Genomic DNA, 25,743 nt, shown 5'->3' with positions numbered 1-25,743 from the left:
CGGCGCGGCGCCCTCGCCCCGGCCGCGCATGCGGCGCAGGATCACGCGCACGCGCGCCGCGAGTTCGCGCGGCGAGAACGGCTTGACCACATAGTCGTCCGCGCCGATCTCCAGCCCGACGACACGGTCGATCTCCTCGTGGCGCGCGGTCAGGAAAATCACCGGCACATCGGAAAAGGTGCGCAGCGTGCGGCAGACCTCGAAGCCGTTCAGGTCCGGCAAGCCCACGTCGAGGATCACCAGGTCGACCGCTTGCGCGCGCAGCCGCGCGATCGCCTCGCCGCCCAGCGCGCAATGCTCGACCTGCATGCCCTCGGTGCGCAGCGCATAGAGAATCGTATCGGCAATGGCGGACTCGTCGTCGACCACGAGGATCGACGGGGCATGCGTGGCGTTGGCTTGCATCGAGGACTTGCGGGCGGCTGCGGCAGGAAATGAGAGGGCGGAAACGGGTCCGTCATTCTAGTCGAGCGCGCCGACGGCCGCCCCGCCCTGCCGCTGGCGCCGGCGGTGGAAATAAAGCCGCTGCGCGGCCCAGCGCAGCGGCGGCGAATACAGCATCCACTCGAACAGGCGGTCGGACTGGCAACGGTCGAACAGCCAGCGCAGCGCGCGCTTTGCGCGGAAACGCGGCGTGGCGCGCGGGACGGTCCGCTCCGGCGCCGGCCGTCCATCGCGCAGATGCGCGGCGATCGCGGCGGCGATCGTCTCGCCGTGTTCCCACGCCGAATGGATGCCGCCGGCGGTGACCGGCGACACCACGCCGGCGGCATCGCCCGCCAAAAGCACGCCATCGCGGCCCAGCGGCAGCACCGGGCCGCCGCAGGGAATCAGGCCGGCGCGCGTCGACGCCGGCACCGCGTCGTCGGGCACGCCGAGCAGATGACGCACGCGGGCCAGGAATCCGTCGATGTCCGGCGTGCGCGGGCCGCGCCGGCGCCGCCGCAGCGCCACGCCCATCTGCACGCCGGTGGGTGTCTGCGCGGCCCAGCCCAGATAACCGGGTGCAAAGCGCTTGCCGACGAAGCAATGCAGGGCCCCGGGCTCGGGCAGCATCAGGCCGTCGAATTCGTACTCGATGCCATAGAGGAAGTCACGCGGACCGGGCAGGCCGAGCCAGGCCGCCACGCGTGACCTGGCCCCGTCGGCGCCGACCAGGTAGCGCGTGCGGCCGATGCCCGGAATGCGCCAGCGGTCGCCGTCGCGCATCGCCTGCACGAACGGCGTGCCCAGGTGCACCGTCACGCCATGCCGCGCCAGCTCGTCGACCACCCAGCGCATCAGCGCCGGCGTATCGGTGGTCAGGAAGTAGTAGCCGGGCGCGTCCAGCCGCAGGCTGCGCAGCGCCGGCGAATAGAGCCGCACGTGCTCGACGCGGCGGAAACAGTGCGCCGGCGCGCGGCCCAGCCAAGTGCGCTCGGCCGCTTCCTTGACCACGATGCCGGTGGTATGGAGCTTCGCGCCGGGATCACTCTTGCGCTCGAGCACCGCCACGCGCAGGCCGGCACGGGCAGCCGCCAGCGCGCATGCCGCGCCGGCGAAGCTGGCGCCGACGACGATCACGTCGTAGTCGGCAGTGCTGGCGGGAAACCGCGAGACGGTGGAGGCGCTATCCAGAGGGCTGGCGGAAGCGGACTTCGGAACGGACACTGCGGGACGGGATGGCATCATGCCGGGCTCCTGTTGCGTCGGTGACAGGCAGCGCAGTGTCGCGGGCGAATGTGAAGGCGGCGTGGGGTCGATGTGTAGCGGCGGGTTGCGGGAGGTGCCTCGGTGGGCCGAGCCGCGGCCCAAAAAAAGAACAGCCCGCGACATAGGCGGGCTGAAGAGTCTCTCCTCGGTGCCCTGCTCCCAAGGCACGGCCTCACTGTATCGGGACCGCGATGGGCGCTCCAGTCGGACAAATCCGTAAGGGAAAACGCCTGTAGTCCGGCGGCGGCCCGCTCGCCGCGGCGACGGCATCGCGCGCTCGTGCGAAGATGTCGCCTTCAACGCACTGCTGGCCCGATCGCCACGCTCTTCGCATTGCGTCTGCCGTTGCCGATCGCCGCAACGGCGGTTGTTCCCGCAATATGCGACCGACCGCACCGACTGAAACAAATCGCCATGCCCTCCGCCACGCTCAAAGTCACCGATCTCTCCGTTTCGGCCTTCGTCGCCGGACTGGTCGCCATGCTGACCGGCTACACCAGTTCGCTGGTGCTGATGATCCAGGCCGGACAGGCCGCGCATCTGAGCGACGCGCAGATCGCCTCGTGGATCTGGGCGCTGTCGATCGGCATGGGCGTGACCACGATCGGACTGTCGCTGGTCACGCGCGTGCCGATCGTGATCGCCTGGTCCACGCCCGGCGCGGCGCTGCTGATCGCCAGCCTGCCCGGCGTGCCCTACGCCGAAGCGATCGGCGCCTTCCTGCTGGCGGCGCTGCTGATGACGGCCGCCGGCCTGACCGGCTGGTTCGACCGGCTGATGCGCGCGCTGCCGGCCAGCATCGCGGCGGCGCTGCTGGCCGGCATCCTGTTTCGCATCAGCATCGACGTGTTCGTGCAGGCGCAGCACCAGACGCTGCTGCTGTTGCCGATGTTCGCGGTCTATCTGCTGGGCAAGCGCTGGTGGCCGCGCTATGCGGTGCCCGGTGTGCTGGTGATCGGCGTCGCGCTGGCGGGCATGCTCGGACAACTGCATTTCGAGCAGTTCCATTTCGCGGTGGCGGCGCCGGTGTGGACCACGCCGGCGTTCTCGCTGCAGGCCTTCGTCAGCATCGCGATCCCGCTGTTCATCGTCGCGCTGGCATCGCAGAACATTCCGGGCCTGGCCGTGCTGCGGGCCGACGGCTATCACGTCAAGGCGTCGCCGCTGATCACCGTGACGGGCCTGGCCTCGGCGGTACTGGCCCCGTTCGGTTCGCACGGCATCAACCTCGCCGCGATCACGGCGGCGATCTGCACCGGCAGCGAGGCGCACCCGGACCCGGCGCGGCGCTACACCGCCGCGGTGGTCTGCGGCATCGGCTACCTGGTCGCCGGGACGCTGGCCGCCAGCATCGCGGCGCTGTTCGCTGCCTTCCCGCAGGCGCTGGTGATCGCCGTGGCGGCGTTCGCGCTGCTCGGCTCGATCGCCAGCGGCCTGACCACGGCGATGCAAAACCCAGGCGAGCGCGAGGCCGCGCTGCTGACCTTCATGATCACGGCCTCCGGCATGACGCTGGTCGGCATCGGCTCGGCGTTCTGGGGCGTGGTGGGCGGGATCGTCGCGCTGTGGGTGCTGCGGCCGCGGGAAGGCCGTTGAAGGTCAACGCAGACTTGGGGCTTCGCGGCGCGCCGGAGCATTGAGACAACGGCGCATCCGCTCCAACTACGGCCTGTTCCCGACAGCTTTCGTCAACTCGGCACAAGCGCAGCCGATTTCGGCGATTTAGCGTAGTAGCAAAAATCTTGTTCAACATATTTTTTGCTACTACAATAATCCATAGAAATCGAGTTCGACTGCGTGAAAGACAGCCGCAACGTGCGCCAGCACGGCATGTCCTTGGCCGACGCAGGCCTGATGGATTTCGACAAGGCATTGATTGCAATAGATGAACGCAGGCAATACGGCGAAACACGCTACATCGCCTACGGCCCGATCGGTACCCGCCTGCACTGTCTGGTCTTCACCATACGAGGCGACACGCTGCGGGCCATCAGTCTACGCAAAGCCAATTTCCGAGAGGTGCGAGACTATGAACAGGAAATCTAAGCTGACCATGCCGGCCGCCGACGAGAACGCCGCCATCGCGCGCGGCATTGCGGGCGATCCGGATGCGGTCGAACTGACGACCGAGCAGATCAAGCGTATGCGTCCGGCACGTGAAGCATTGGCCGAAGTGCTTGGCGAGAAAAACGTTGAGGCGCTGATCAAGCGACGGGGTCGCCCTGCCCTTCCGGCGGCCGAACGCAAAGTCAGTCAAACCCTGCGACTGGATCCTGACGTGCTGCAGGCATTCAAGGCAACCGGCGACGGGTGGCAAACGCGCATCAATGATGCGCTGCGCGCCTATGCCAAGGCTCATCGGATGCTGGCGCGCGGCTGCTGAGCGTCGCATGACATCACGAGACGGCTATCTGCAGTCGGTACTGGACTGGGCGAGCGCCACGGACGCGGTCCTGGCGGTGATCCAGACGGGTTCGCTGGCACGACAGGATGGTTCCGCGGACGAGTATTCCGACCTCGATATCGAGATCCTCTCGTCCGATCCCGATACGCTGGCGCGCGACGACCGCTGGCTTTACCAGATAGGCGCGCCGATCACGGTGTTGCGCCTCGAGGCCGGCGACGATCAGCCATGGCCGACGCGGCTGGCGATATACCGGGGCGGCGTCAAGATCGACTTCACCGTGGCCGGTGTCGAACGGCTGCAACGGCTGACCGCCGCCGGTGCAGGGGGACTGGACGACCTGTATGCCCGCGGCTATCGCGTCCTGCTCGACAAGGCTGGCGTTTGCGCATGGCTGCCGCCTGCGCCGTATCGGTTCCCGCTGCAACGCCTGCCGTCACAGAAGGAATTCCAGGACAGTGTCGAAGAGTTCTGGTTCGAGGCCTTTCATGTCCCGCGCTATCTGGTGCGCGGCGAACTGTGGCTGGTCAAGCAGCGCGACTGGACGATGAAGATGCTGCTGCTGCGCATGGCGCAATGGCACGCGCTGGCGCTGCACGGCGGCAAGGTCGACGTCTGGCACAACGGCCTGCGCATGGAACAGTGGACCGATCGCGATACATGGCATGCGATGCAGCAGGTATTCGGACGTTTCGACACCGCGGATGCACGACGCGCGTTCGACGCCACGGTCCAGCTCTATGGGCGCCTGGGACGAGAGGTGGCCGCGCGTACGGGACTGGCATATCCGCAGGCCTGCGAGGATCAGATCCAGGAATGGAATCGGGCCGTGCTGGCGCGCCTGCGCGGCTGACCGGGGAACGCGCAACCACCCTCGGCATCGAGGGAATCGCGGCCGTCGTGCAGGCCCGTCTGCGCCAGTGCCAGCAGGCGGCGCGCTTGATCGAGTCAGCTCGTCATGCTGCCCCGGGACCGTCCACTAGCGCTTGGTGACGTCGCCCGCGAACGACTGGATCTTGCGCGTCGGGCCCGACACGATCAGCAGATCGCCCGGCAATACGCGCGTGCTTGGCGTGGCGTGCTGGAAATCCTCGTTGGCGCGCTTGACGCCGACCACCGTGACGCCGGACTTCTCGCGCACGCCGGATTGCGCCAGCGTCTGGTTGTGGGTCGACGCCGGCGCATGGACCTTGGCGATCGCGAAGCCGTCGTCGAACTCGATGAAATCCATCATGCGGCCGGTGATCAGGTGCGCGACGCGCTCGCCCATGTCGGCTTCCGGATAGACGACGTGATGCGCGCCGATGCGCTGCGCGATCTGCCCGTGCTCTGCCGACATCGCCTTGACCCAGATGTCCTTGATGTCGAGTTCGGTCAGCGTCATGATCGTCATCAGGCTGGCGGCGAGGTCCGAGCCGATGCCGACGATGGCATGAGCGAAGTCGGCTACGCCGAGCTGGCGCATCACGTTGACGTTGGTGGAATCGGCCTGCACCGCATGCGTCAGGTAGTTGCCCCAGACCTGCACCGGCTCCGCTTCCTTGTCCAGGCCCATCACGTCGTGGCCCAGGCGCATCAGCGATTGCGCGACCGAGCTGCCGAAGCGGCCGAGCCCAATCACGACCACGCTGTCGCCCTTCGAGAACGAGAACTGCTCGGTAAATAATCTAGCCAACAATTGGATGCTCCTCGGGATAGCGGAACGGCATGCGGCGCTCGCCCAATACCAGCGACGCGGCCAGCGTGATGGTGCCCACGCGCCCGGCGTACATCAGCAGCACCAGCGTGAACTGGGCCGGCGCCGGCAGATCCCCGGTGATGCCCGTCGACAGGCCCGTCGTGCCGAAGGCGGCGATGACCTCGAAGATCACCTGATCGGTCGGAATATCGGTCGTGCGCAGCAACACCAGTGTACCGAGGGTGACCAGCGCGCTGCCGAGCACCAGCACCGTGATGGCCTGGCGCTGGGCCGACGCGCCCAGCCGGCGGCCGTATGCCTCGCAATCGCTTTGGCCGCGGATTTCGGCGAACACCAGCAGCGCCAGGATCGCGATCGTGCCCACCTTGACGCCCCCGGCAGTACTGGCGCTGCCGCCGCCGACGAACATCAGGAAGTAGTGGAGCGCCCATGTTTCCGGCGTCAGCACGCCGATGTCCACGGTATTGAAGCCGGCCGTCCGCGCGGATACCGAGGCGAACGCCGCGGTCAGCAGCTTGTCGCCGGCCGACATCGGCCCCAGCGTATTCGGATTGGTCCATTCGAACAGCAGGACCCCGACAAAGCCCATCGCCAGCAGCACCGCGGTGCCGGCCAGGGTCAGCTTGGTATGCAGGGACCAATGATGGGGACTGCGCGCCTTGCGCCGGACATCGTGCAGCACCGGGAAACCGATACCGCCGACCACGACGGCGATCATCACCGGAATCAGGATCAGCGCATCGGCGGCATAGCGCGTCAGGCTGTCCGCATGGATCGAAAAGCCGGCGTTGTTGAAGGCGGACACCGCATGGAACAGTCCGCTCCAGATGGCATCGCCCCATGGCAGGTCATGGCCGTAGCGAAGCCGCAAGGCAAGCAGCACCGTGACCACGGCCTCGGATGCCAGCGTCACCACCAGCACCAGCCGCGCCACGCTGGTCACGTCGCCAACGCCGAGCGAGCGCGTTTCGACCTGCGTGATCAGCTTGGTGCGCAGCCGCAGCGAGCGGTTGACCATCAGGCCCAGCAGCGTCGCCGCGGTCATCATGCCGAAGCCGCCGATCTGGAACAGCACGAGAATCACGGCCTGGCCGAAGCCGGACCAGTAGCTGCCGGTGTCGACGACCAGCAGGCCCGTCACGCAGATCGCGGATACCGCGGTGAACAGCGCCGTCAGCCACGGCACGGGCTGCCCGTCGGCCTGGGATATCGGCAAGCGCAGCAGCAGCGTGCCGGCCGCGATCGCCAGCAGGAAGACCATCGCGACGATGCGTGGGGGATGCGCGATGGCTTTCATCGATGGGCCATCCGCGCATCGACGGTTCCGGTCCGAGGCACGCAGGGGATCGCTTCTTGTTGTCCGTCCATGTTGCCGACTCCGAGAAGGCGCTCGACCGCGGCGTCAGAGCTGGTTCACGCGCTACCGCAACAGGCCGCCGATTCTACACTGGCCCATTTACGTCGAGCCCTTGCGTTCGCGCTGGTTTGACATGCACGCCAGCGCGGCACGCAGTGTTGCGCGCGTGGTTGTAAGCCGCATTGGCGCCGATGACAAGGCTCGTAAATCACCGTTGCAAAATCGAACAGAATGTCAGACGCCTCGCCGCTACAGTGATTCCTCCCTTGCCTGTAGGCGTTTTGATGGAGGTACACGAATGAAGCAACATCTGGCGAAATCCCTGTTGATGGCTGGCGCGATGATCGCGTCGTACCCGCTGCTCGCGCAGCAGTCCCAGCCGATGCAGCCGACTCAGCCGATGCCGGCCGCGCAGACGATGCAGCCGATGCAGTCCACCCAATCCTCGCCATACGCACAATCCGCGCAATCCGCGCAACCCACGCAGTCGATCCAGTCCGCGCCTGCCACGCAGTCGATGCCTTCGGCCCAGCCGATGCAGGGCATGCCGGCGGCAACGGCGCAAGCTCCAGCCGCGGCGCCGGTCTCCGGCGATCCGTACGCGCAAGCCACCGCGCCTGCCGCGCAAGCGGGCATGGCGAGCACCGACCCTGCCCTCGATCCGGCCAGCATGAGCCTGCCGCCGGATGCGCTGGGCACGCGCCTGGGCCAGCGCAGTCCGTTCCTCGACGGCGCCTGATCGTCGATAGCCGTTTCGGTCCTGCCGGATGCCGACGCTCGGCCATGACAGCACGCGCGGCGTCCGGCGTCGCGGATTGCGAGCGGCAACCGCGTGGAAACGGGGCGATGCGAATACGGATATGGGGATTGGTCCCGCCGACAGGAATCGAACCTGTATCTAGCGCTTAGGAGGCGCTCGTTCTATCCATTGAACTACGGCGAGCGGATAGACGGGCATCGCTGCGACGCCCTGGGATGCGGCCACCGTCGAACCGGTGAACCCGCGCGCTCGGCCATCGGCCGAGGCAGGGGCGGAGTATAGCAAAGTCACTTGATGTGCAGCGTCCAGGCGGCGTCCGGAACGTGCGGTTTCGCGCTGGGGGCGCCCCTGGCGCCAAGCCCTCGCACAAATGAAAAGCCCGCCAATGTCCTGGCGGGCTGGCTGCGGACGGGCCGGGCAGTCTGGGTCGACGCTGGCGGCATCGCCACAAGCCACGGTACAGGTCCTCTTCCTCATGGTTCCGCCGATGTCGCGGCCGCCCATCCGGACCACCCGGACAGTCGGAGAAAGAAGGCGCTGGCGTGCATTGCGGAGATACCGATGGCGAACAGCGAGGCACTCGCTGAAGACGGCCATCGGGTGGGAGGTTGTCCGCATCCGTGCCGGCACTTCGTGTCGACACTGCGAGTATAGGGCGGGGGTTCGGGGATTCAAGAGACGTGGACTCGCCCGCCAGCGGCAGCCTTGCCAATGTCCGCCCAAAGGCGCTTGCGGACCATGTTTTCGCAGTGCAGCAAGAATTTGCGGGTTCTGCTAGAATGCGCCCCGTGAGTTCGCAATGCGAGCCGTGCACGCCGACCAGCCCTATGGGCCAGAGGCGATGCCGCTTCCGCTCTCAAGTTCTGTCGCTCGGTTCTCCGGTCGTTTTCCAGTAGTGTTCGACCACCCGCCGCTTGCCAGGCCGCCATCTCACTTGACGCCGCCTCGTCTCCGATCCTGTTGAACAGCCTCGTCGCTGTTTGCCTGCCAGGGACCCGGCTTCCGGTCTTGCACCGGTCGCCCCCTGCCTGCCGCCGTACTGCCAGCTGAGTCTGTCGTCACGGCCTTCCGATTGGCGCCGAAGCCTTTTTAAGACTTTGCACTGCGCCCACCTCTTGCCCGATGGCAGGGGTGCCATGCATCAAGACCCTTACGACATGACCCAGCACGATTTCCGTGCGGAGCAGCCTATTGCCTCCGCCAACGATATTTCCAACACCAATGCAGCGAGCCCGCTGGACCGCCTGCAGGCGATCCTCGACCCGCAGGAAGCGCCTGCGGCACCGGTAGGCGCCGACGGCTTCGCCGCGCTCGGCCTGGACGCCGCGATCCTGCGCGCCCTGGCAGAGGCCAACTACACCACGCCGACGCCGGTACAGGCACAAGCGATCCCGGCCTTCCTGGCCGGCCGCGACCTGCTGGTGTCGAGCCAGACCGGCTCGGGCAAGACCGCCGCCTTCATGCTGCCGGCGATCCAGCGCATTTCGGAGCGTCCGGCACCGAACCGCCCGCGCGCCGACGAGCCGGTCAAGCGGATGAAGGGCAAGCGTCCCCGCCCGGCCCCGGCCCAGCCGTCGCTGCTGGTGCTGACGCCGACCCGCGAACTGGCGCTGCAGGTGACCGACGCGGCCGCCAAGTACGGCCGCCATCTGCGCCGCATCATCTGCGCGAGCATCCTGGGCGGCATGCCCTATCCGAAGCAGCTGGCGATGCTGTCGAAGATGCCGGACATCCTGGTGGCAACGCCGGGCCGTCTGCTCGACCATATCGACGCCGGCCGCATCGACCTGTCGCAGCTCGACATGCTGGTGTTCGACGAGGCCGACCGCATGCTGGACATGGGCTTCTCCGACGACATCGACGCGATCGTCGCGGCGACGCCGGCCACCCGCCAGACGCTGATGTTCTCGGCGACGGTCGATGGCCGCATCGCGCAACTGGCCGCGCGCCAGCTGCGTGACCCGCAACGCATCGAAATCGCGGCGGCGCGTGCCGATCAGAGCAACATCGAGCAGCGCCTGCACTTCACCGACGACATGTCGCACAAGGAGCGCCTGCTCGACCATCTGCTGCGCGACGCGTCGCTGAAGCAGGCGATCGTGTTCACCGCGACCAAGCGCGATGCCGATTCGCTGGCCGAGCGCCTGTCCGACACCGGTTTTGCCGCCGGCGCATTGCACGGCGACATGACGCAGGGCGCGCGCAATCGCACGCTGACGGCACTGCGCCGCGGCAACCTGCGCGTGCTGGTCGCCACCGACGTGGCGGCGCGCGGCATCGACGTGCCCGATATCACCCACGTGGTGAACTTCGACTTGCCCAAGCAGGCCGAGGACTATGTGCACCGTATCGGCCGTACCGGCCGCGCGGGCCGCTCGGGCGTGGCGATCAACCTGGTCAACCACAACGATGCCTTCCAGTGGAAGCGGATCGAGCGCTTCACCAACAACCGCGTCACGGCGTCGGTGATCGAAGGCCTGGAACCGCGCCGTACGCCCAAGCCGCGCACCGGCTTCGGCGGCAAGCCGGGCGGCGGCCGTCCGGGCAATGGTGGCGGCTATCGCGGCGGCGAGCGCAAGTTCGGCGGCGGCGAGTCGCGCGGTTACGGCAACGGCGGCGGCAACGGTGGCGGCAACGGTGGCGGCTATCGCGGCGACCGCGAGCAGGCACCGCGCAGCTTCGGCGGCGAATCGCGTGGCTATGGCAGTGGCGGCAACGGCAATCGCCCGTTCGGCGAGCGCAGCTTCGGCGATCGTCAATATGGCGACCGCCCGTTCGGCGACCGCAAGCCTGCCGAGCGCAGCTTCGGCGACCGCGACGGCAACCGTGGCGGCTATCGTGGCGAAAATCGTGGCGACAGCCGCGATGGTGCCCGCAGCTTCGGCGACGGCAATCGCGGCGGCTACGGCAATCGCCATGGCGCCAACGGCGGCGGCTTCGGCGGCCAGCGCCCCGCCCGCTCGCGCTTCTCGCGTTAAGACCGTGCGGGGCCCAGCCCCGCACCAAAAAGAAAGGACGTCTTCGGACGTCCTTTTTTCTTTGGCGATGCCTTGAAACAAGAACCCGCGCCAGCGTCCTCACGCTGCGCGGGCCGTGTTGCCCGAGACAAGACGATTGCCGGAGCGACGATTGCCGGGGCGACGATTGCCGGGCTATTGCCCGGTAACGACGCGGGCGATGGTGCCGTTGCGGGTCGAGACCAGCAGGAACTCATTGCCGACGCCGACCCATTGGTGCCCCTTCGGCGGGCGTTCCAGCTGGAACGAGCGCCAGTCGTCGATCACGTACTGACGATCGCGATAGGCGGCCGGCAAACGATCGCCCTTCTTCCATTGGCCCGGCGCATAAGCATACGGCGAGGCCGATGCGCCCGGGCCGCCGGGCGTAGCCGACGGCGTGGCGCGCTCGCCGGGTTGAGCGACCCGTCCCGATGGACCGCCCATCTGCGCGCCACCCCTCTGCGAGCCACCCATCTGCGAGCCGCGCGTATCCGAGCCGCCCGTCTGCGGCCCACCCATCTGCGAGCCGCGCGTATCCGAGCCACCCGTCTGCGGCCCACCCATCTGCGAGCCGCCCCGCTGCGACTCGGGTGGGGCCCCCGCTCCTGCGCCGTATCCGCCGGCGCCGGCCGAGCCGCCACCGGAGCTGGATTGCGCCAGGCCGACCGATGAACCGAGCACGCCCGCGGCCACCAGCAAACCCATCAACATGTGGTTCCTCTTCATCGAGATCTCCTTGTTGGTTGGGACAGCGATGGCAAGTTACACCCGGGGGCGCGAGGCGGCAACGCAGCTTTGTATCTGGATATTTCGGTGGTGCGGCGTAAGAGACTCGCCACTGGAGACCGCTGCGCCGGCCGCGCGCCGGCCGCTACAGGAAGCGGTCGAGCAGCTTGCGGCTGGCCTTGTCGAGCGATTGCAGGCTGCGGATCAGATAGTGGATGCCGTGGCTGTCCGAGATCAGCAGCGTGGTGCCCGCCAGCCGGCGGATGTCCTCCTCGCCCCGCAGCACCAGCCGGGTCGGGCCGCGATCGGTCTCGACCTGCCACGTGCTCGGCGTGGCGAAGGTCGACACGCTGACGATGCGGCGGATCTCGGGCATGAATTCGCGCCCGCCCAGCTCTTCCTCGACGATCGCGCGCGCGCTTGCCGGCAGGTGCTCCAGGCGCTCGATCCACGCCAGCTCGTGGCCCTCGGCGCTGACGAGTGCGATGCCACCGTCCGGCGCCGTGATCGGGAACGCGCGCACGGCGACCACGCCCTCATGCACCACGCCCTCGGCGGTCGTCAATACCAGACGGCCGAAGGGATTGCGCGACAGCTGGAACGGGAATGCGACCGCAGTCGTCGATTCGCTTGCTTGCATGATCGAACTTCCTTATTGCACGACGGCGGCACTGGCCGTGACATGGGGCGCGACGGTATTGACCTCGACCGGATCGTCCGGATCGGTATCGACGTTGCGGGCCTGCGCCTGGTACAGCCGATAGTAGGCGCCCTCGCGCGCCATCAGCTCGTCATGCGGGCCGACCTCGACGATGCGGCCGCGATCCATCACCACCAGCCGGTCCGCCTTGCGCAGCGTCGACAGCCGGTGTGCGATCGCGATCGTGGTGCGGCCCTGCACCAGATTGTCCAGCGCCTTCTGGATTTCCTTCTCGGTCGCGGTGTCGACCGACGAGGTCGCCTCGTCGAGGATCAGGATGCGCGGATCGATCAGCAGCGCACGCGCGATCGAGATGCGCTGGCGCTCGCCGCCGGACAGCGCCTGGCCGCGTTCGCCGACCAGCGAGTCGTAGCCGTGCGGCAGCCGCAGGATGAACTCGTGCGCATGGGCCGCGCGCGCGGCGGCGATGATCTCGGCGCGCGTTGCATCGGGCCGCCCATAGGCGATGTTGTCGGCGATGGTGCCGAAGAACAGGAACGGCTCCTGCAGCACGAGGCCGATATGGCGGCGGTAGTCGGCCACCGCCAGCGAACGGATATCGACGCCGTCGACGCGGATCGCGCCTTCCGACACGTCGTAGAAGCGGCAGATCAGATTGACCAGCGTGCTCTTGCCCGAGCCGCTGTGGCCAACGAGGCCGATCATCTCGCCCGGACGGATCTGCAGATCGAGCCCGCGGATCACCGCGCGGCTGCCGTATCGGAAACCGATATCGCGCAGCTCGATCGCGCCGCTGACCTGGGGCAGCTGCGTGGGCCGCGCCGGCTCCGGCACGCTCGACACGTGGTCGAGGATGTCGAAGATCCGCTTGGCGCCGGCCGCGGCCTTCTGCGTGACCGAGACGATGCGGCTCATCGAGTCGAGCCGCGTGTAGAAGCGGCTGATATAGGTCAGGAAGGCGACCAGCACGCCCACCGTGATCGCATCGCGAGAGACCTGCCAGATGCCGAAGATCCAGACCACCAGCAGGCCGACTTCGGTCAGCAGCGTCACGGTCGGCGTGAACAGCGACCACACCGCATTGACGCGATCGTTGATCGCCAGGTTGTGCCGGTTCGCCTCGCGAAAGCGCTCGACCTCGCGGCGTTCCTGCGCAAAGGCCTTGACCACGCGGATGCCCGGAATGGTGTCGGCCAGCACGTTGGTGATCTCGGACCAGTTGCGGTCGATCTTCTCGAAGCCATGGCGCAGCCGGTCGCGGACCTGGTGGATCATCCACGCGATGAACGGCAGCGGCACCAGCGTGACCAGCGCGAGCCAGGGGTTGATCGAGATCAGGATGACCGCCGTCATCATGATCATCAGCACGTCGGTGAAGAAGTCGAGCAGATGCAGCGACAGGAAGACGCAGATGCGATCGCTCTCGTTGCCGATGCGCGCCATCAGGTCGCCGGTGCGCTTGCCGCCAAAATACTCGAGCGACAGCTTCAGCAGGTGCTCGTAGGTGGTGGTGCGCAGGTCCGCGCCGATCCGCTCCGATACCCGCGCCAGCAGATAGGTGCGCGCCCACCCCAGGCTCCAGGCGATCAGCGCCGCCCCGAGCAGGCCGCCCAGATAGAGCCGCACCAGGTCGTAGTCGATCGGCACGCCGTTCTGGTAGGGGATCAGCACCTTGTCCATCAGCGGCATGGTCAGGTACGGCGGCACCAGCGTGGCGCCGGTCGACAGCAGCGTCAGCACGAAGCCCGCCAGCAGCTGCATCCGGTAGGGCCGGGCGAAGCGCCACAGCCGCAGCAGCGCCCAGGTCGACGGAGGCGTCTCCAGTTCGCGGCTGCATTGCGGGCATTCGTCCTCGCCCGGCGGCAGCGGCGCGCGGCAGGTCGGGCAGACGCCCTCGGCCTCGATCGGCTCGCGCGCGGCCGCGCCGGCGGCGAGACGATCGCGCTGCGCGTTGAACGTATCGAGCAGGCGCAGCGCCGCGGGATTGTTGCCCAGCGTGTAGTGCCAGGCCGCCAGCCGGCCGTTGCGGTCCTGCAGCTCCAGCGTGCCGACGCCCGCATGGTCGCCATGGTGCATCGTCAGTTCGGCGCCGATCGGCCATTGCCGCCAGCCGTCCTGCCCGCCATGCCCGTCCTGTCCATTGCCCCGGGCCAGCACGCGGCGGTCGGTGACAACTACCACGCCTTCTGTAAAATGCAGCCGCCGGTCGAGATCGACCTCCAGCCAGGCCAGCACCGTTTCGCCGTGCAGGTCCCGGTGGGAGCCGAGTTCGGCCTCCAGCGAGACGCGCCAGGGGTCAGGCAGCGTGGGGGTCGAGGATACGGAGGTAGCGGCTAGGGTCATGGTCGGCACAGCGGGCGTCGTTTCGTCGGGCTGCGCGAGCATGGCGCAAGCGGTCGGTCGACGGTCGAAACGACATGTCTTGATACAAATAAAAATGGCGGGCGCTGCCAGGATGCCGATATGTCGCAGGATGGATCGGCGCAAGCGCGGCGCAAGTATACATAAGCCACATCGAAGCCACATCGGCGCGGCAGCGTCTGTCGCGGCGCACAAACGCTTTTTCGTCGGGAAGTCAACCAGGTCTACGCTGTAACGTTATTGAAAGGTTAGACTTCCGCCCCACGGGCGCATCGCCCATGCCTCAAGCTAATTCAATGAAGAAAAAGGACATTGAGATATTCGATGTCATGTCGCTGCGCGGCCCCAATATGTGGACATATGGGCCGGTGCTGGAGGCGTGGGTCGATATCGGAGAACTGGAGGAATACCCCTCCAACAAGATTCCCGGCTTCTACGAACGCCTCACGGCCTGGCTGCCTTCGCTGATCGAGCACCGCTGCAGCATCGGCGAGCGCGGCGGCTTCCTGCAGCGGCTGAAGGAAGGCACCTGGCCGGCGCACATCATGGAGCACGTGACGCTGGAACTGCAGAGCCTGGCCGGCCTGCCCGGCGGCTTCGGCAAGGCGCGCGAGACGCCGCTGGTCGGCGTCTACAAGGTCATCGTCACCGCCTGGGACGAGCGCGTGGCCCGCGCCGCGCTGTTCCTCGCGCGCGATCTGGTGATGGCCGCGATCGAGGACCGTCCCTTCGACGTCGATGGCGCCATCGATGAACTGCGCCGTTTGATCGATCGCCACTGGCTCGGCCCGAGCACCGCCTGCATCGTCTATGCCGCCGACGACCGCCGTATCCCGGCGCTGCGCCTGTCCGACAGCAATCTGGTCCAGCTCGGCCACGGCGCGCGCCAGCGCCGCATCTGGACCGCCGAGACCGACCGCACCTCCGCGATCGCGGAAAGCATTTCGCGGGACAAGGACCTGACCAAGTCCCTGCTCGAATCGTGCGGCGTGCCGGTGCCCGAAGGCCGGCTGGTAGACAGCGCCGAGGATGCCTGGGAGGCCGCCGAGGAGATCGGCGTGCCGGTGGTGGTCAAGCCTTATGACGGCAATCACGGCCGCGGCGTGTTCACCAACCTGTTCAGCCGCGAGGAAGTGCAGACCGCCTATGCGGTCGCCATCGAGGAAGGCAGCGGCGTGATCGTCGAGCGCTTCGTGCCCGGCAACGAGCACCGCCTGCTGGTGGTCGGCGGCCGGCTGGTCGCGGCGGCGATGGGCGAATCGGCCAGCGTGGTCGGCGACGGCAAGTCGACCATCGACGAGCTGATCGAGCTGCAGATCAACTGCGACCCGCGCCGGGGCAACACCGAGGATCATCCGTTGAACCGCGTGCGGCTGGACTCGGCCGCCCGCCTCGAACTGAAGCGCCAGGGCTTTACCGGCGAGTCGGTGCCGCCCGAGGGCCGCCATGTGCTGATCCAGCGCAACGGCAACGTGGCGTTCGACGTCACCGATCGCGTTCACCCCAGCGTCGCCGCGCATGCCGCGCTGGCTGCCCGCGTGGTGGGCCTCGATATCGCCGGCATCGACCTGGTCGCCGAGGACATCTCGCGCCCGCTGGCCGAGCAAGGCGGCGCGATCGTCGAGGTCAATGCCGGCCCCGGCCTGCTGATGCACCTCAAACCCGCCGCCGGCACGCCGCGTCCGGTCGGCCGCGCGATCGTCGATCACCTGTTCCCGCCCGCCGCGGACGGCGACGCGCCGGCCGACGACGGCCGCATTCCGGTGGTCGGCATCACCGGCACCAACGGCAAGACCGTGGTGGCCAAGCTGGTCGCGCGTCTGCTGCAGCTGTCCGGCCGCCATACCGGGCTGGCCTGCAGCGACGGCCTCTACCTCGATCGCCGGCTGGTCGAAGGCGGCGATCGTGCCAACTGGGAGGCCGCGACCCGCGTGCTGAAGAACCGCGCCGTCGAGGCCGCCGTGTTCGAGAACGACAGCGGCACGATGCTGTCCGAGGGCCTGGCCTACGACCGCTGCCTGGTGGGCGTGGTCACCAATATCGATACTCCGGATCACCTCGGCCACTACTACATCGAGGACGCCGACAAGATGTACAGCGTGTTGCGCACGCAGGTCGACGTCGTGCTCAAGCACGGCGCCGCGGTGCTCAACGCGCGCGATCCGCTGGTGGTCGAGATGGCCGAGCTGTGCGACGGCGACGTGATCTTCTTCGGCGGCAGCGCCGAGCTGCCGGCGATCGCGCAGCACCGTGCGGCCGGCAAGCGCGCGGTCTACGTGCGCGACGGCCGCATCGTGCTGGCCACCGGCAACAGCGAGATGCCGCTGGCCGACGTCGCGGCGATTCCGCTGACCTATGCCGGCCGCGTCGGCTTCCAGATCGAGAACGTGCTGGCGGCGGTGGCCGCGGCGTGGGCGCTGGGCATCTCGCACGAGCTGATCCGCGCCGGCGTGATGACCTTCGATGTCGGCCAGCTCGACGTGCCGGGCCGCTTTACGCTGTTCGAGCGCAACGGCGCCACCGTGATCGTCGACGACGCGCACAACGCCCCCGCGCTGGAGGCCTTGGCCAAGGCGCTGGAGCGCTTCCCGTCCGAACGCCGGCTGGCCGTGTTCGGCGCCGGCGCCGATCGCCGCGACGCGGACCTGATCGAACAGGGCAAGGCGCTCGGCGCCGCCTTCGATCGCGTGTTCCTGTGCGAGGACCGCAGCGTCGCGCGCAAGCTGCCCGACAGCGAGGCGCGCGCGCTGCTGAAGAAGGGCCTGTACGAAGGCCGCCGCGTCAGCAAGATCATCGACCAGGGCAGCCGCCGCGATGCCGTCGAGGCCGCGCTGTCGCAGCTGGTGGCGGGCGATCTGCTGGTGTTGCAGGCCGACGAGGCCGATATCGGCACCACGCTGGACCAGGTTCACCATTGGCTGGGCCAGCCGGCCCGGCGCGGTTGACCGGCCGGCATCGATGATCAGAGGCAAGGCGCCGAGGTTCTGACACGCTGAAGCGCTGAAGGATAGAACGGTCGCCTGCCGCGGGGTCGCGCCCCGACCGGCCGGCGGCCGACCGATAGGAAACTGATTGATGGAAGTCTCACGCATCCGCGCGCTGCGCGGTCCGAACCTGTGGTGCCGCCACACCGCGATCGAAGCGATCGTCGCGTGCCCCGACGAAGCGGGCACGATCGAGGACCTGCCGGGATTCGAGGAGCGCCTGCGCGCGCGCTTCCCCGACATCGGCCCGCTGCGACCCGACGATGCGCACGGCGATGCGTCGCTGGCCCATGCGCTCGAATGCGCGACGCTGCGGCTGCAGGCGGCCGCCGGTTGCCCGGTGACCTTCAGCCGTACCTCGCCGACGGTCGAGCCCGGCACCTATCAGGTGGTGGTCCAGTACAGCGAAGAAGAGGTTGGACGCCTTGCACTCGATCTGGCCCGGCAGCTGTGCATCGCCGCACGCGACGACACGCCGTTCGACCTGGACGATGCGCTGTCCCGCCTGCGCGAACTGGACGAGGACGTGCGGCTCGGACCGAGCACCGGCTCGATCGTCCATGCGGCGGTCGCGCGGGGCATCCCCTATCGCCGCCTGACGCAGGGCAGCATGGTGCAATTCGGCTGGGGCAGCCGCCAGCGGCGCATCCAGGCTGCGGAAACCGATATGACCAGCGCGGTTGCCGAATCGATCGCCCAGGACAAGGAGCTGACCAAGAGCCTGCTGCACGCGGCCGGCGTGCCGGTGCCGCTGGGCCGCTCGGTCAGCAGCGCCGAAGAGGCATGGGAAGTGGCGCAGGAAATCGATGCGCCGGTGGTGGTCAAGCCGCGCGACGGCAACCAGGGCAAGGGCGTCGCGGTGCGCATCCGCACGCGCGAGGAAGTAATGGCCGCCTATGAGGTCGCGGCCGAGATCAGCAGCGACGTGATCGTCGAGCGCTATATCCCGGGGCACGACTTCCGCCTGCTGGTGGTCGGCAACCAGCTGGTCGCCGCGGCCCGGCGCGATCCGCCGCAGGTGATCGGCGATGGCGTGCATACCGTGCGCCAGCTGGTCGACGAGGTCAATCGCGACCCGCGCCGCGGCGAAGGCCATGCGACCTCGCTGACCAAGATCCGCTTCGACGATATCGCGCTGGCCACGCTCGCCAAGCAAGGCCTGACCGCGGAATCGGTGCCGCCCAAGGGCACGCGCGTGATCCTGCGCAACAACGCGAACCTGTCGACCGGCGGCACCGCCACCGACGTCACCGACGACGTGCATCCCGAGATGGCGGCGCGCGCGGTGGCCGCCGCGCAGATGGTCGGCCTCGATATCTGCGGCGTCGACGCGGTCTGCGAAACCGTGCTGAAGCCGTTCGAGGAACAGGCCGGCGGCATCGTCGAGGTCAATGCCGCGCCGGGCCTGCGCATGCATCTGCAGCCCTCCTACGGCAAGGGCCGCGCGGTCGGCGAGGCGATCATCTCGACGATGTTCGCCGACGGCGACGACGGCCGCATTCCGGTCGTCGCGGTGTCGGGCACCAACGGCAAGACCACCACGGTCCGGCTGATCACCCACCTGCTGGCCGGCAGCGGCCTGCGCATGGGCATGACCGGCACCGACGGCGTCTATATCAACGGCCAGCGTATCGACACCGGCGACTGCAGCGGTCCGCGCAGCGCGCGCAATGTGCTGCTGCACCCCGACGTCGACGCGGCCGTGTTCGAGACCGCGCGCGGCGGCCTGCTGCGCGAAGGACTGGCGTTCGACCGCTGCGATGTCGCGGTGGTGACCAACGTCGGCGAAGGCGACCACCTCGGGCTTTCCTATATCAGCACGGTCGAAGACCTGGCGGTGCTCAAGAGCGTGATCGTGCAGAACGTCGCGCCGCACGGCATGGCGGTGCTCAACGCGGCCGACCCGATGGTCGCGCGCATGGCCGACGCCTGCCCGGGCGCGGTGACGTTCTTCGCCCGCGATGCCGAGCACCCGGTGCTGGCCACGCATCGCGCGCAAGGCAAGCGCGTGGTGTTCACCGACGGCGACGAGCTCGTTGCCGCCGAGGGCGACACCCAGGTGCGGATCGCGCTGAAGGATATTCCGCTGACGCGCGGCGGCAGCATCGGCTTCCAGGTCGAGAACGCGATGTCGGCGACCGCGGCCGCATGGGCGCTGGGCATCGACTGGTCGGTGATCCGTCGCGGCCTGGCGACCTTCGTCAGCGACGCGGCGAGCGCGCCGGGACGCTTCAATCTGTTCGACTATCGCGGCGCGACGCTGATCGCCGACTACGGCCACAATCCGGACGCGATCCAGGCACTGTGCAACGCGATCGAGACGATGCCCTCGCGCCGCCGCATGGTGGTGATCAGCGGCGCCGGCGACCGCCGCGACGAGGACATCCGCCGCCAGACGCAGATCCTCGGCGGCGTGTTCGACGACGTGGTGCTGTACCAGGACCAGTGCCAGCGCGGGCGCGAAGATGGCGAGGTGCTGGCGCTGCTGCGCGAAGGGCTGCAGGGTGCCACGCGGGCCAGCGCGGTCGACGAGATCCGCGGCGAATTCCTCGCCATCGATACCGCGCTGGGCCGCCTGCAGCCGGGCGACCTGTGCCTGATCCTGGTCGATCAGGTCGAGGAGGCGCTGGACCATATCGCGAAGCGGATCGCGGAAGCCGGGTGAGGCGCTTGCCCTCTCCCGGCCCCTCTCCCGCAAGCGGGAGAGGGGGGAACACCGTGCGGCAGTGATCAGGCGCTGGACGTCGCACCCGCGCTGACCAGCTCCCTCTCCCTCTTGCGGGAAAGGGAAAGAACACCGTGCAGCGATGATCAGACGCCAGACGTCAAGCCCGCGCTGACCCGCTCCCTCTCCCGCTTGCGGGAGAGGGCTGGGGAGAGGGCAAACAGCGCCCGCCCCACCACCGTCAATGCCGCCCCGGCAACGACAATCTTCTCTCCAGCAGCCGCTGCACGAACGACAGCAGCGTGCTCAATACCCAGTAGATCGCGGCCGCCGCGAGATACAGCGGCAGCGGCTGGTAGGTCGCCGCGATCAGTTCCTGCGTGGTGCGCAGCAGTTCGGTGACGGTGATCACCGACACCAGCGAGGTGTCCTTGATCAGGCTGATCAGGCTGTTCGACAGGCTCGGCACCGCGATGCGCAGCGCCTGCGGACCAACCACGTAGCGCAGCGTCTGCGCGGGCGTCAGCCCGAGGCTGTAGGCCGCCAGCCACTGCCCGCGAGAGATGCCGAGGATCGCCCCGCGCATGCTTTCCGACAGATAGGCGCCGACATTCAGGCTCAGCGTCAGCACGCCGGCGGGAGTGGGCTCCATCGTGATGCCAATGCCCGGCAGGCCGTAATACACCACGAAGATCTGCACCAGCAGCGGCGTGCCGCGCATCACGCTGACATAGACGCGCGCGATCGCCCTCAGCACGCGGTTGTGGCCGATCCCCATCAGCGCGACCACCAGGCCGATCACCAGCCCGAAGGCCATCGACCACAGCGCGAACTTGATGGTCAGCACCATGCCTTGCAGCAGCACGGGCAGCGAATCGATTACCAGTTGAAGGGATGGCATGGCAGGCGGGAATGGAGGCGGGGATGGAGGCGCTGATGACCGCGCAAAGTCGGAATCATAAATTGGTGCCCCAAAAAACAAAACGGCAGTGCGATTGCACTGCCGTCCGCTCTTTGAAGTTGTGGTCCCCGCGAAGGCGAAGGCCCAGCGACTTGATCTCGACTGCGAAAGCCACTGGGTCCCCGCCTTCGCGGGGACGACGGGCTTGCCGGTTTATTTCACCGGCTTGGTCACGTCCGCGCCGAACCACTTGTTCGACAGCTTGGTCAGCGTGCCGTCCTTGCGCAGATCGTCCAGCGCGCGGTCGAGTGCCTGTGCGAACTTCGGATTGTCCTTGCGGAACGGGATCGCGACCTCGGTATCGCCGCCCTTCACCACCGCGCCGGCGCGCAGCGGCAGATTCGACGTCTTGATCAGGTAGTTGACCATCAGCCGGTCGTTCAGCGCGGCATCGACACGCTGCGCGGCCAGGTCGCGCAGATATTCGGGCGCGCCCGGATAGGTCTTGACGTCGATGCCCGCCACCGACTTGGCCAGTTCGTTGTAGTTGCTGCCGAGGCTGACGCCCAGCCGCTTGCCCTTCAGGTCCTCCAGCGACTTGAACTCGCGCTTGTCGTCCTTGCGCTGGATCAGCTGCGCGGCCGAGAAGACGTAGGGCCTGGAGAAGTCGAGCACCTGCTTGCGCTGCGGCGTCACGTTGACCTGATTGACGATCACGTCGAACTTGCCCGCCTGCAGGCCGGCGATGATGCCGCTCCATTCGGTGGTGACGAACTCCGGCTTGACGCCCAGCTTGCCCGCGACCGCGCGCGCGACGTCGACGTCGAAGCCTTCGAGCTGGTTGTTGGCGCCGCGATAGCCGAACGGCGGATAGGTGCCCTCCAGGCCGATCTTCAATACGCCTGCCTGCTTGACGTTGTCGAGCAGATCGGCGGCATGGGCGCCGGCCATCGTCAGGGCCAGCAGCGGCGCCGCGATCAGCGGGCGAATCCAGCCAGCGGGAAACCAGGTCATCGAGTTCTCCAATCGAGGTTGATGGACGGCATGATAGTGCATGGGCCTGACGGCGTTTCGACCCACGCGACACCCCCATGCGTACCGGCACAGAGTAAGTCAATTCCTATCAAGCGAAAAATAACAATTTATTATGGCTATATAACGCCCGCTCCAGGCGGCGTCTGGTTCGCATTGACAGCCTGCATCGGCCTGCACCATCATCGAAACGCCCTTTCGGCCAAAAGCCACCGGCCCCTGCCGCCATCGCCATGTTCGTCCTGATCCTGCTGCTGCTGATCCTGATCAGCGCCTTCTTCTCGATCTCCGAGATCGCCCTGACCGCCGCGCGCCGCACCAAGCTGCAGACGCTGTCGGAGCGTGGCGACCGGCGGGCGACCAAGGTGATGCTGCTGAAGGAGGAGCCGGGCAACTTCTTCACCATCGTGCAGATCGGCGTCAATACCGTCGCGATCCTGGCGGGCGTACTGGGCGAGAAGCATCTGTCCGACGTTGCCTACGCGCTGCTGTCGCCCCACTTCAGCGACACGGTCGCGCAGCGCATCGCCAATATCGGCTCGTTCCTGCTGGTCACGCTGCTGTTCATCCAGTTCGCCGACCTGATTCCGAAGCGGATCGCGATGAGCTTCCCGGAGGCCTGCGCGCTCGCGGTGATCGGGCCGATGCTGTGGCTGCTGAAGGTGCTCAAGCCGCTGGTCTGGCTGTTCAACGCCGCGGCCGATGCCGCGCTGCGGCTGCTTGGCCTGCCGACCAAGGCGGTCGAGCAGATCACGTCGGAGGACATCGCCGCGATGGTCGATGCCGGCGCCGAGGCCGGCGTGCTGCTCAAGCACGAGATCCATCTGATCGAGAACGTGTTCGAGCTCGATTCGAAGAGCGTCACGGCGATCATGACGCCGCGCGACGAGGTGGTCTACCTCGCGCTGGACGAGAGCGCCGACAGCCTGCGGCGCAAGCTGGTCAAGTACCCGCACGCGCAATACCCGGTCTGCGACCACGATCTGGACGACGTGCAGGGCTTCGTCGAATCGCAGGACATCCTGCGCTCGATGCTGGCCGACGAGGCCGATTCCGCGATCGCCAATCTCGCGCGGCACTACGACAAGAACGTGCTGGTGATTCCCGACACGCTGACGCTGTCCGAGGCGATGACGCGCTTTCGCGAGATGCACCAGAGCTTCGCGGTGGTGATGAACGAATACGGGCTGGTGGTCGGCATCGTCACGCTCGACGATATCGTCGGCGCGCTGATGGGCGACATCCTGTATTCGTCCGAGGACGAGCAGATCGTGCGGCGCGACGAGGACTCGTGGCTGGTCGACGGCGTGACGCCGCTGGTCGACCTGAAGAAGGCGCTGGATCTCGATGCGCTGCCGGCCGAGGACTATGTCGACACCGCGGCCGGGCTGGTGATCTATACCCTGAAACGCATCCCGAAGAAGTCCGAGTTCATCGAGACCGCGGGCTATCGCTTCGAGGTGCTCGACATCGACCACCACAAGATCGACCAGTTGCTGGTGTCGCGGCTGCCGGCGGGCCGTGCCGGTGGCGGCGGCACGGGTGGCGGCGCCCGCGCTACGCCGCCGCAGGCATCGCCACAGCCTGCGGGGCCAGCACTCGGTCCGGCTGCCGATCCAGCCGCGCCGGACTCCGCTCCGTCTCGGTCTCCGGCGCCGGCGCAACGGGCACGGCCTTAGCCGCATCGCGGTAGCGCTCCACGTTGTGGGGCAGATGATAGACCGCGACCCACGCCCCCATCGCCAGCGCCGCGGCCGCGGCCACGCCGGCCAGCGGTGCCGGCGACAGCCTGGCCGGCACATGCAGCGTCAGATAGGCGGTTGCCAGCATCACGATCCAGGCCATGCCCAGCGCGTAGCCGGCCACCACATCCGACAGCCAATGCATGCCCAGGTAGAGCCGCGACAGGCCGATCGCGACCACCACGGTCGCCGTCACCGCCAGCACCGGGATGCGGACCCGCCAGGGTTGCCGCACGCACAGCAGAAAGGCCAGGAAGCCGTAGGTCACCATGCTGCTGGTCGCATGCCCGCTCGGAAACGAGAACGACTCCACGCCGCCGTAGATGCTGGCCGGCCGCCCGCGCGCCAGGCCGTATTTGAGCACCATCACGCAGGCACGCGCGCCGATCAGCGCGATCGTCCAATAGACGGCGGCGGCCCATGCCCGGCGCCACGCCAGCCACCCGAACACCGCAATGCCGATCGCCACCACGATGCGCGCACCGCCGAATTCGGTGATCGCGGTCATCGCGACATCGAGCCAGTCCTGCCGGCCCTGCTGCAGCCACGCGAACACCGCCTGGTCGACGCGCACCAGCGGCGTTTCCGCAGCGACCGCCATCGCCAGCCAGATCAGCAGGCCGCCGCTCGCAAGCAGCACCGCCGCCGCGATCGCCACCAGCAGGATTTCGGCGACCTCGCGCTCCAGCAGCTTCAGCACGCGCGGCCAGCGGTCGCCCGCCCGCGCGTGCAGCGCATCGTGTGCGACGCGGCGCAGCGAATCGAGCAGCCGCACCGCCGGATGGATCAGCACCAGCGCGATACGAACGAGGCAAAGCCCCAGTACGGCCAGCACGACGAACAGCAGCAGGCCGCCGATCAGCAGGCCGGGCGTGGGTTGCTCGAAGCGCAGCCAGGCAGGCCACTCGGCGATCAGCTCGTCCATCGTGTCCTCGAACTCGTCAATCTAATCGTCAATCGGAGCATGGGCAGGTTCCGTGTATTCGGTATTGGACCGCGGCAATGACCGTGTCATCCCGGTCAGGTAAAACCACCGCTCAGTCCGCATGATAGAACGCGGCCCTGGGCAAACCGGCGGCCCGGCTGCGATCGCGCTGAACTCACGCTTGAAAATTTTGCAGTGGCCGCGCCGGCTCGAAGCCGTTAGGCTATGCAGCGAGCGCGACGAGGAGAAAACCCCGATGCCACGCGACGATACCCCTCCCCTGCAGCATCTGCATCCCAAGCTGCGCCAGGTCAGCAACGGCAGCGAGCCGGTCAACCAGCTGCGCGCGCAATACTCGCAATGCGTGGTCACGCGCAAGTCCGCGCTGCCCGAGCCGGCCGGGCGCCGGCTGACGATCGAGCAGCAGGAACGCGACCGCTTTGCCGCCGGCCTCAGCGACTTCAGCTGCCTGACGGTGCATCGCGGCCGCGTGACCCGGCCCAAGCAGCAGGCCATGCCGGTGGCCGACGACGTCTTCATCAACGTGATCGTCGAGACGGAGCCGCGCGAGCCCGGCGCGCCCGACGATACCGAGCACGTGCTGCGCGCCATCGACCGCATGCTGGCCGAAGCCGGCCATCGGCGCCGTCCCGGACAGCAGCCCGCCACGCCGCTGCTGCATCGGCGCAATTTCATCGCCGCCACCGTGCCGATCTCCACGCTGCGCGCGCTGGCCGCGCTCGACGGCGTGCGCTACGTGCACCGCAGCGAGACGCTGTCGCTGCGGCTGCCGCGGCCCGACCGCGGCCCGGCGGCGGCGGCGATCGAACCGACG

Annotated in this window: 19 protein-coding genes, 1 tRNA gene and 1 pseudogene; 10 read left to right on the top strand and 11 right to left on the bottom strand. The window is 67.8% G+C overall.

Going from position 1 to position 25,743, the window contains the following annotated elements; translation table 11 throughout:
* Both B551_RS17990 and B551_RS17985 read right to left on the bottom strand, forming a co-directional pair.
* Nucleotides 1–405: response regulator (locus tag B551_RS17990; protein WP_023264706.1), on the bottom strand; the 405-nt coding region annotated here is incomplete at its 3' end.
* A gap of 57 nt (nt 406–462) precedes the next feature.
* Nucleotides 463–1,671 carry an NAD(P)/FAD-dependent oxidoreductase gene (locus B551_RS17985; protein WP_253281376.1) on the bottom strand — a complete coding sequence of 403 codons (1,209 nt, stop codon included), beginning with the start codon at nt 1,669–1,671 and terminating at the stop codon, nt 463–465.
* A gap of 435 nt (nt 1,672–2,106) precedes the next feature.
* Between B551_RS17985 and B551_RS17980 the strand changes: the two genes are divergently transcribed.
* From B551_RS17980 to B551_RS17965, 4 genes are all read left to right on the top strand, one after another.
* Nucleotides 2,107–3,288: a benzoate/H(+) symporter BenE family transporter gene (locus tag B551_RS17980; protein ID WP_006576834.1), complete on the top strand. Its 1,182-nt coding sequence runs from the start codon at nt 2,107–2,109 to the stop codon at nt 3,286–3,288.
* A 201-nt stretch (nt 3,289–3,489) separates the two neighbouring features.
* Complete coding sequence (locus B551_RS17975; protein ID WP_006576835.1) at nt 3,490–3,738, top strand: BrnT family toxin; 249 nt, start codon at nt 3,490–3,492, stop codon at nt 3,736–3,738.
* A 7-nt stretch (nt 3,739–3,745) separates the two neighbouring features.
* Nucleotides 3,746–4,075 (top strand): BrnA antitoxin family protein, encoded by a 330-nt coding sequence (locus tag B551_RS17970; protein WP_006576836.1) that lies wholly within the window; start codon nt 3,746–3,748, stop codon nt 4,073–4,075.
* 7 nt (nt 4,076–4,082) lie between these two features.
* Entirely contained in the window at nt 4,083–4,949 is an 867-nt protein-coding gene (locus B551_RS17965) for an aminoglycoside 6-adenylyltransferase (RefSeq protein ID WP_006576837.1), read from the top strand.
* A gap of 126 nt (nt 4,950–5,075) precedes the next feature.
* On the opposite strand, the gene B551_RS17960 is transcribed toward B551_RS17965, so the two are convergent.
* The gene (locus B551_RS17960) at nt 5,076–5,774 is read right to left on the bottom strand and encodes a TrkA family potassium uptake protein (protein ID WP_023264703.1); all 699 of its coding nucleotides are present in this window, start codon (nt 5,772–5,774) and stop codon (nt 5,076–5,078) included.
* Nucleotides 5,764–7,092, bottom strand: coding sequence for a TrkH family potassium uptake protein (locus B551_RS17955; RefSeq protein ID WP_006576839.1), 1,329 nt, complete (start codon nt 7,090–7,092; stop codon nt 5,764–5,766). The genes B551_RS17960 and B551_RS17955 overlap by 11 nt, the downstream gene beginning before the upstream one ends.
* 358 nt (nt 7,093–7,450) lie before the next feature.
* On the opposite strand from B551_RS17955, the gene B551_RS17950 reads away from it, so the two are divergent.
* Nucleotides 7,451–7,891, top strand: coding sequence for a hypothetical protein (locus B551_RS17950; protein ID WP_006576840.1), 441 nt, complete (start codon nt 7,451–7,453; stop codon nt 7,889–7,891).
* Between the two features lie 129 nt (nt 7,892–8,020).
* Here the strand turns inward: B551_RS17950 and B551_RS17945 are convergent.
* Nucleotides 8,021–8,095, bottom strand: a tRNA-Arg gene (locus tag B551_RS17945).
* 974 nt (nt 8,096–9,069) lie between these two features.
* On the opposite strand from B551_RS17945, the gene B551_RS17940 reads away from it, so the two are divergent.
* Nucleotides 9,070–10,890, top strand: coding sequence for a DEAD/DEAH box helicase (locus B551_RS17940; RefSeq protein WP_006576841.1), 1,821 nt, complete (start codon nt 9,070–9,072; stop codon nt 10,888–10,890).
* A gap of 174 nt (nt 10,891–11,064) precedes the next feature.
* Here the strand turns inward: B551_RS17940 and B551_RS27355 are convergent, their stop codons facing one another.
* The 3 genes from B551_RS27355 to B551_RS17925 form a co-directional block, all read right to left on the bottom strand.
* Nucleotides 11,065–11,637 (bottom strand): RcnB family protein, encoded by a 573-nt coding sequence (locus B551_RS27355; protein ID WP_006576842.1) that lies wholly within the window; start codon nt 11,635–11,637, stop codon nt 11,065–11,067.
* 145 nt (nt 11,638–11,782) lie between these two features.
* Nucleotides 11,783–12,277 (bottom strand): DUF1854 domain-containing protein, encoded by a 495-nt coding sequence (locus tag B551_RS17930; protein WP_006576843.1) that lies wholly within the window; start codon nt 12,275–12,277, stop codon nt 11,783–11,785.
* 12 nt (nt 12,278–12,289) lie between these two features.
* The gene (locus B551_RS17925) at nt 12,290–14,641 is read right to left on the bottom strand and encodes an ABC transporter ATP-binding protein (RefSeq protein ID WP_052511415.1); all 2,352 of its coding nucleotides are present in this window, start codon (nt 14,639–14,641) and stop codon (nt 12,290–12,292) included.
* 314 nt (nt 14,642–14,955) lie between these two features.
* On the opposite strand from B551_RS17925, the gene cphA (B551_RS17920) reads away from it, so the two are divergent.
* Together cphA (B551_RS17920) and cphA (B551_RS17915) are read left to right on the top strand one after the other, a co-directional pair.
* The gene (gene cphA, locus B551_RS17920) at nt 14,956–17,604 is read left to right on the top strand and encodes a cyanophycin synthetase (protein WP_023264699.1); all 2,649 of its coding nucleotides are present in this window, start codon (nt 14,956–14,958) and stop codon (nt 17,602–17,604) included.
* Between the two features lie 130 nt (nt 17,605–17,734).
* On the top strand, nt 17,735–20,308 hold the full coding sequence (gene cphA, locus B551_RS17915) for a cyanophycin synthetase (protein WP_006576845.1): 2,574 nt from the start codon (nt 17,735–17,737) through the stop codon (nt 20,306–20,308).
* A 241-nt stretch (nt 20,309–20,549) separates the two neighbouring features.
* Here the strand turns inward: cphA (B551_RS17915) and B551_RS17910 are convergent, their stop codons facing one another.
* Nucleotides 20,550–21,209 carry an amino acid ABC transporter permease gene (locus tag B551_RS17910; RefSeq protein WP_006576846.1) on the bottom strand — a complete coding sequence of 220 codons (660 nt, stop codon included), beginning with the start codon at nt 21,207–21,209 and terminating at the stop codon, nt 20,550–20,552.
* 213 nt (nt 21,210–21,422) lie between these two features.
* The gene (locus B551_RS17905) at nt 21,423–22,160 is read right to left on the bottom strand and encodes a transporter substrate-binding domain-containing protein (protein ID WP_253281377.1); all 738 of its coding nucleotides are present in this window, start codon (nt 22,158–22,160) and stop codon (nt 21,423–21,425) included.
* 314 nt (nt 22,161–22,474) lie between these two features.
* Here B551_RS17905 and B551_RS17900 point away from each other — a divergent pair, with 314 nt between their 5' ends.
* The gene (locus tag B551_RS17900) at nt 22,475–23,920 is read left to right on the top strand and encodes a hemolysin family protein (protein WP_023264697.1); all 1,446 of its coding nucleotides are present in this window, start codon (nt 22,475–22,477) and stop codon (nt 23,918–23,920) included.
* A gap of 148 nt (nt 23,921–24,068) precedes the next feature.
* Here B551_RS17900 and B551_RS27260 read toward each other — a convergent pair.
* Nucleotides 24,069–24,491 (bottom strand): annotated as a pseudogene (locus B551_RS27260) (phosphatase PAP2 family protein); the annotation flags it as partial.
* 673 nt (nt 24,492–25,164) lie between these two features.
* On the opposite strand from B551_RS27260, the gene B551_RS17890 reads away from it, so the two are divergent.
* Nucleotides 25,165–25,743: hypothetical protein (locus B551_RS17890; RefSeq protein ID WP_043440953.1), on the top strand; the 579-nt coding region annotated here is incomplete at its 3' end.

The sequence above is a fragment of the Cupriavidus sp. HPC(L) genome (genome assembly GCF_000307735.3).
In the GTDB taxonomy this organism is placed as follows: Bacteria; Pseudomonadota; Gammaproteobacteria; order Burkholderiales; family Burkholderiaceae; genus Cupriavidus.
The sequence above is the reverse complement of the archived record's forward strand: the minus strand, read 5'-3'. Positions and strand labels throughout refer to the sequence as shown.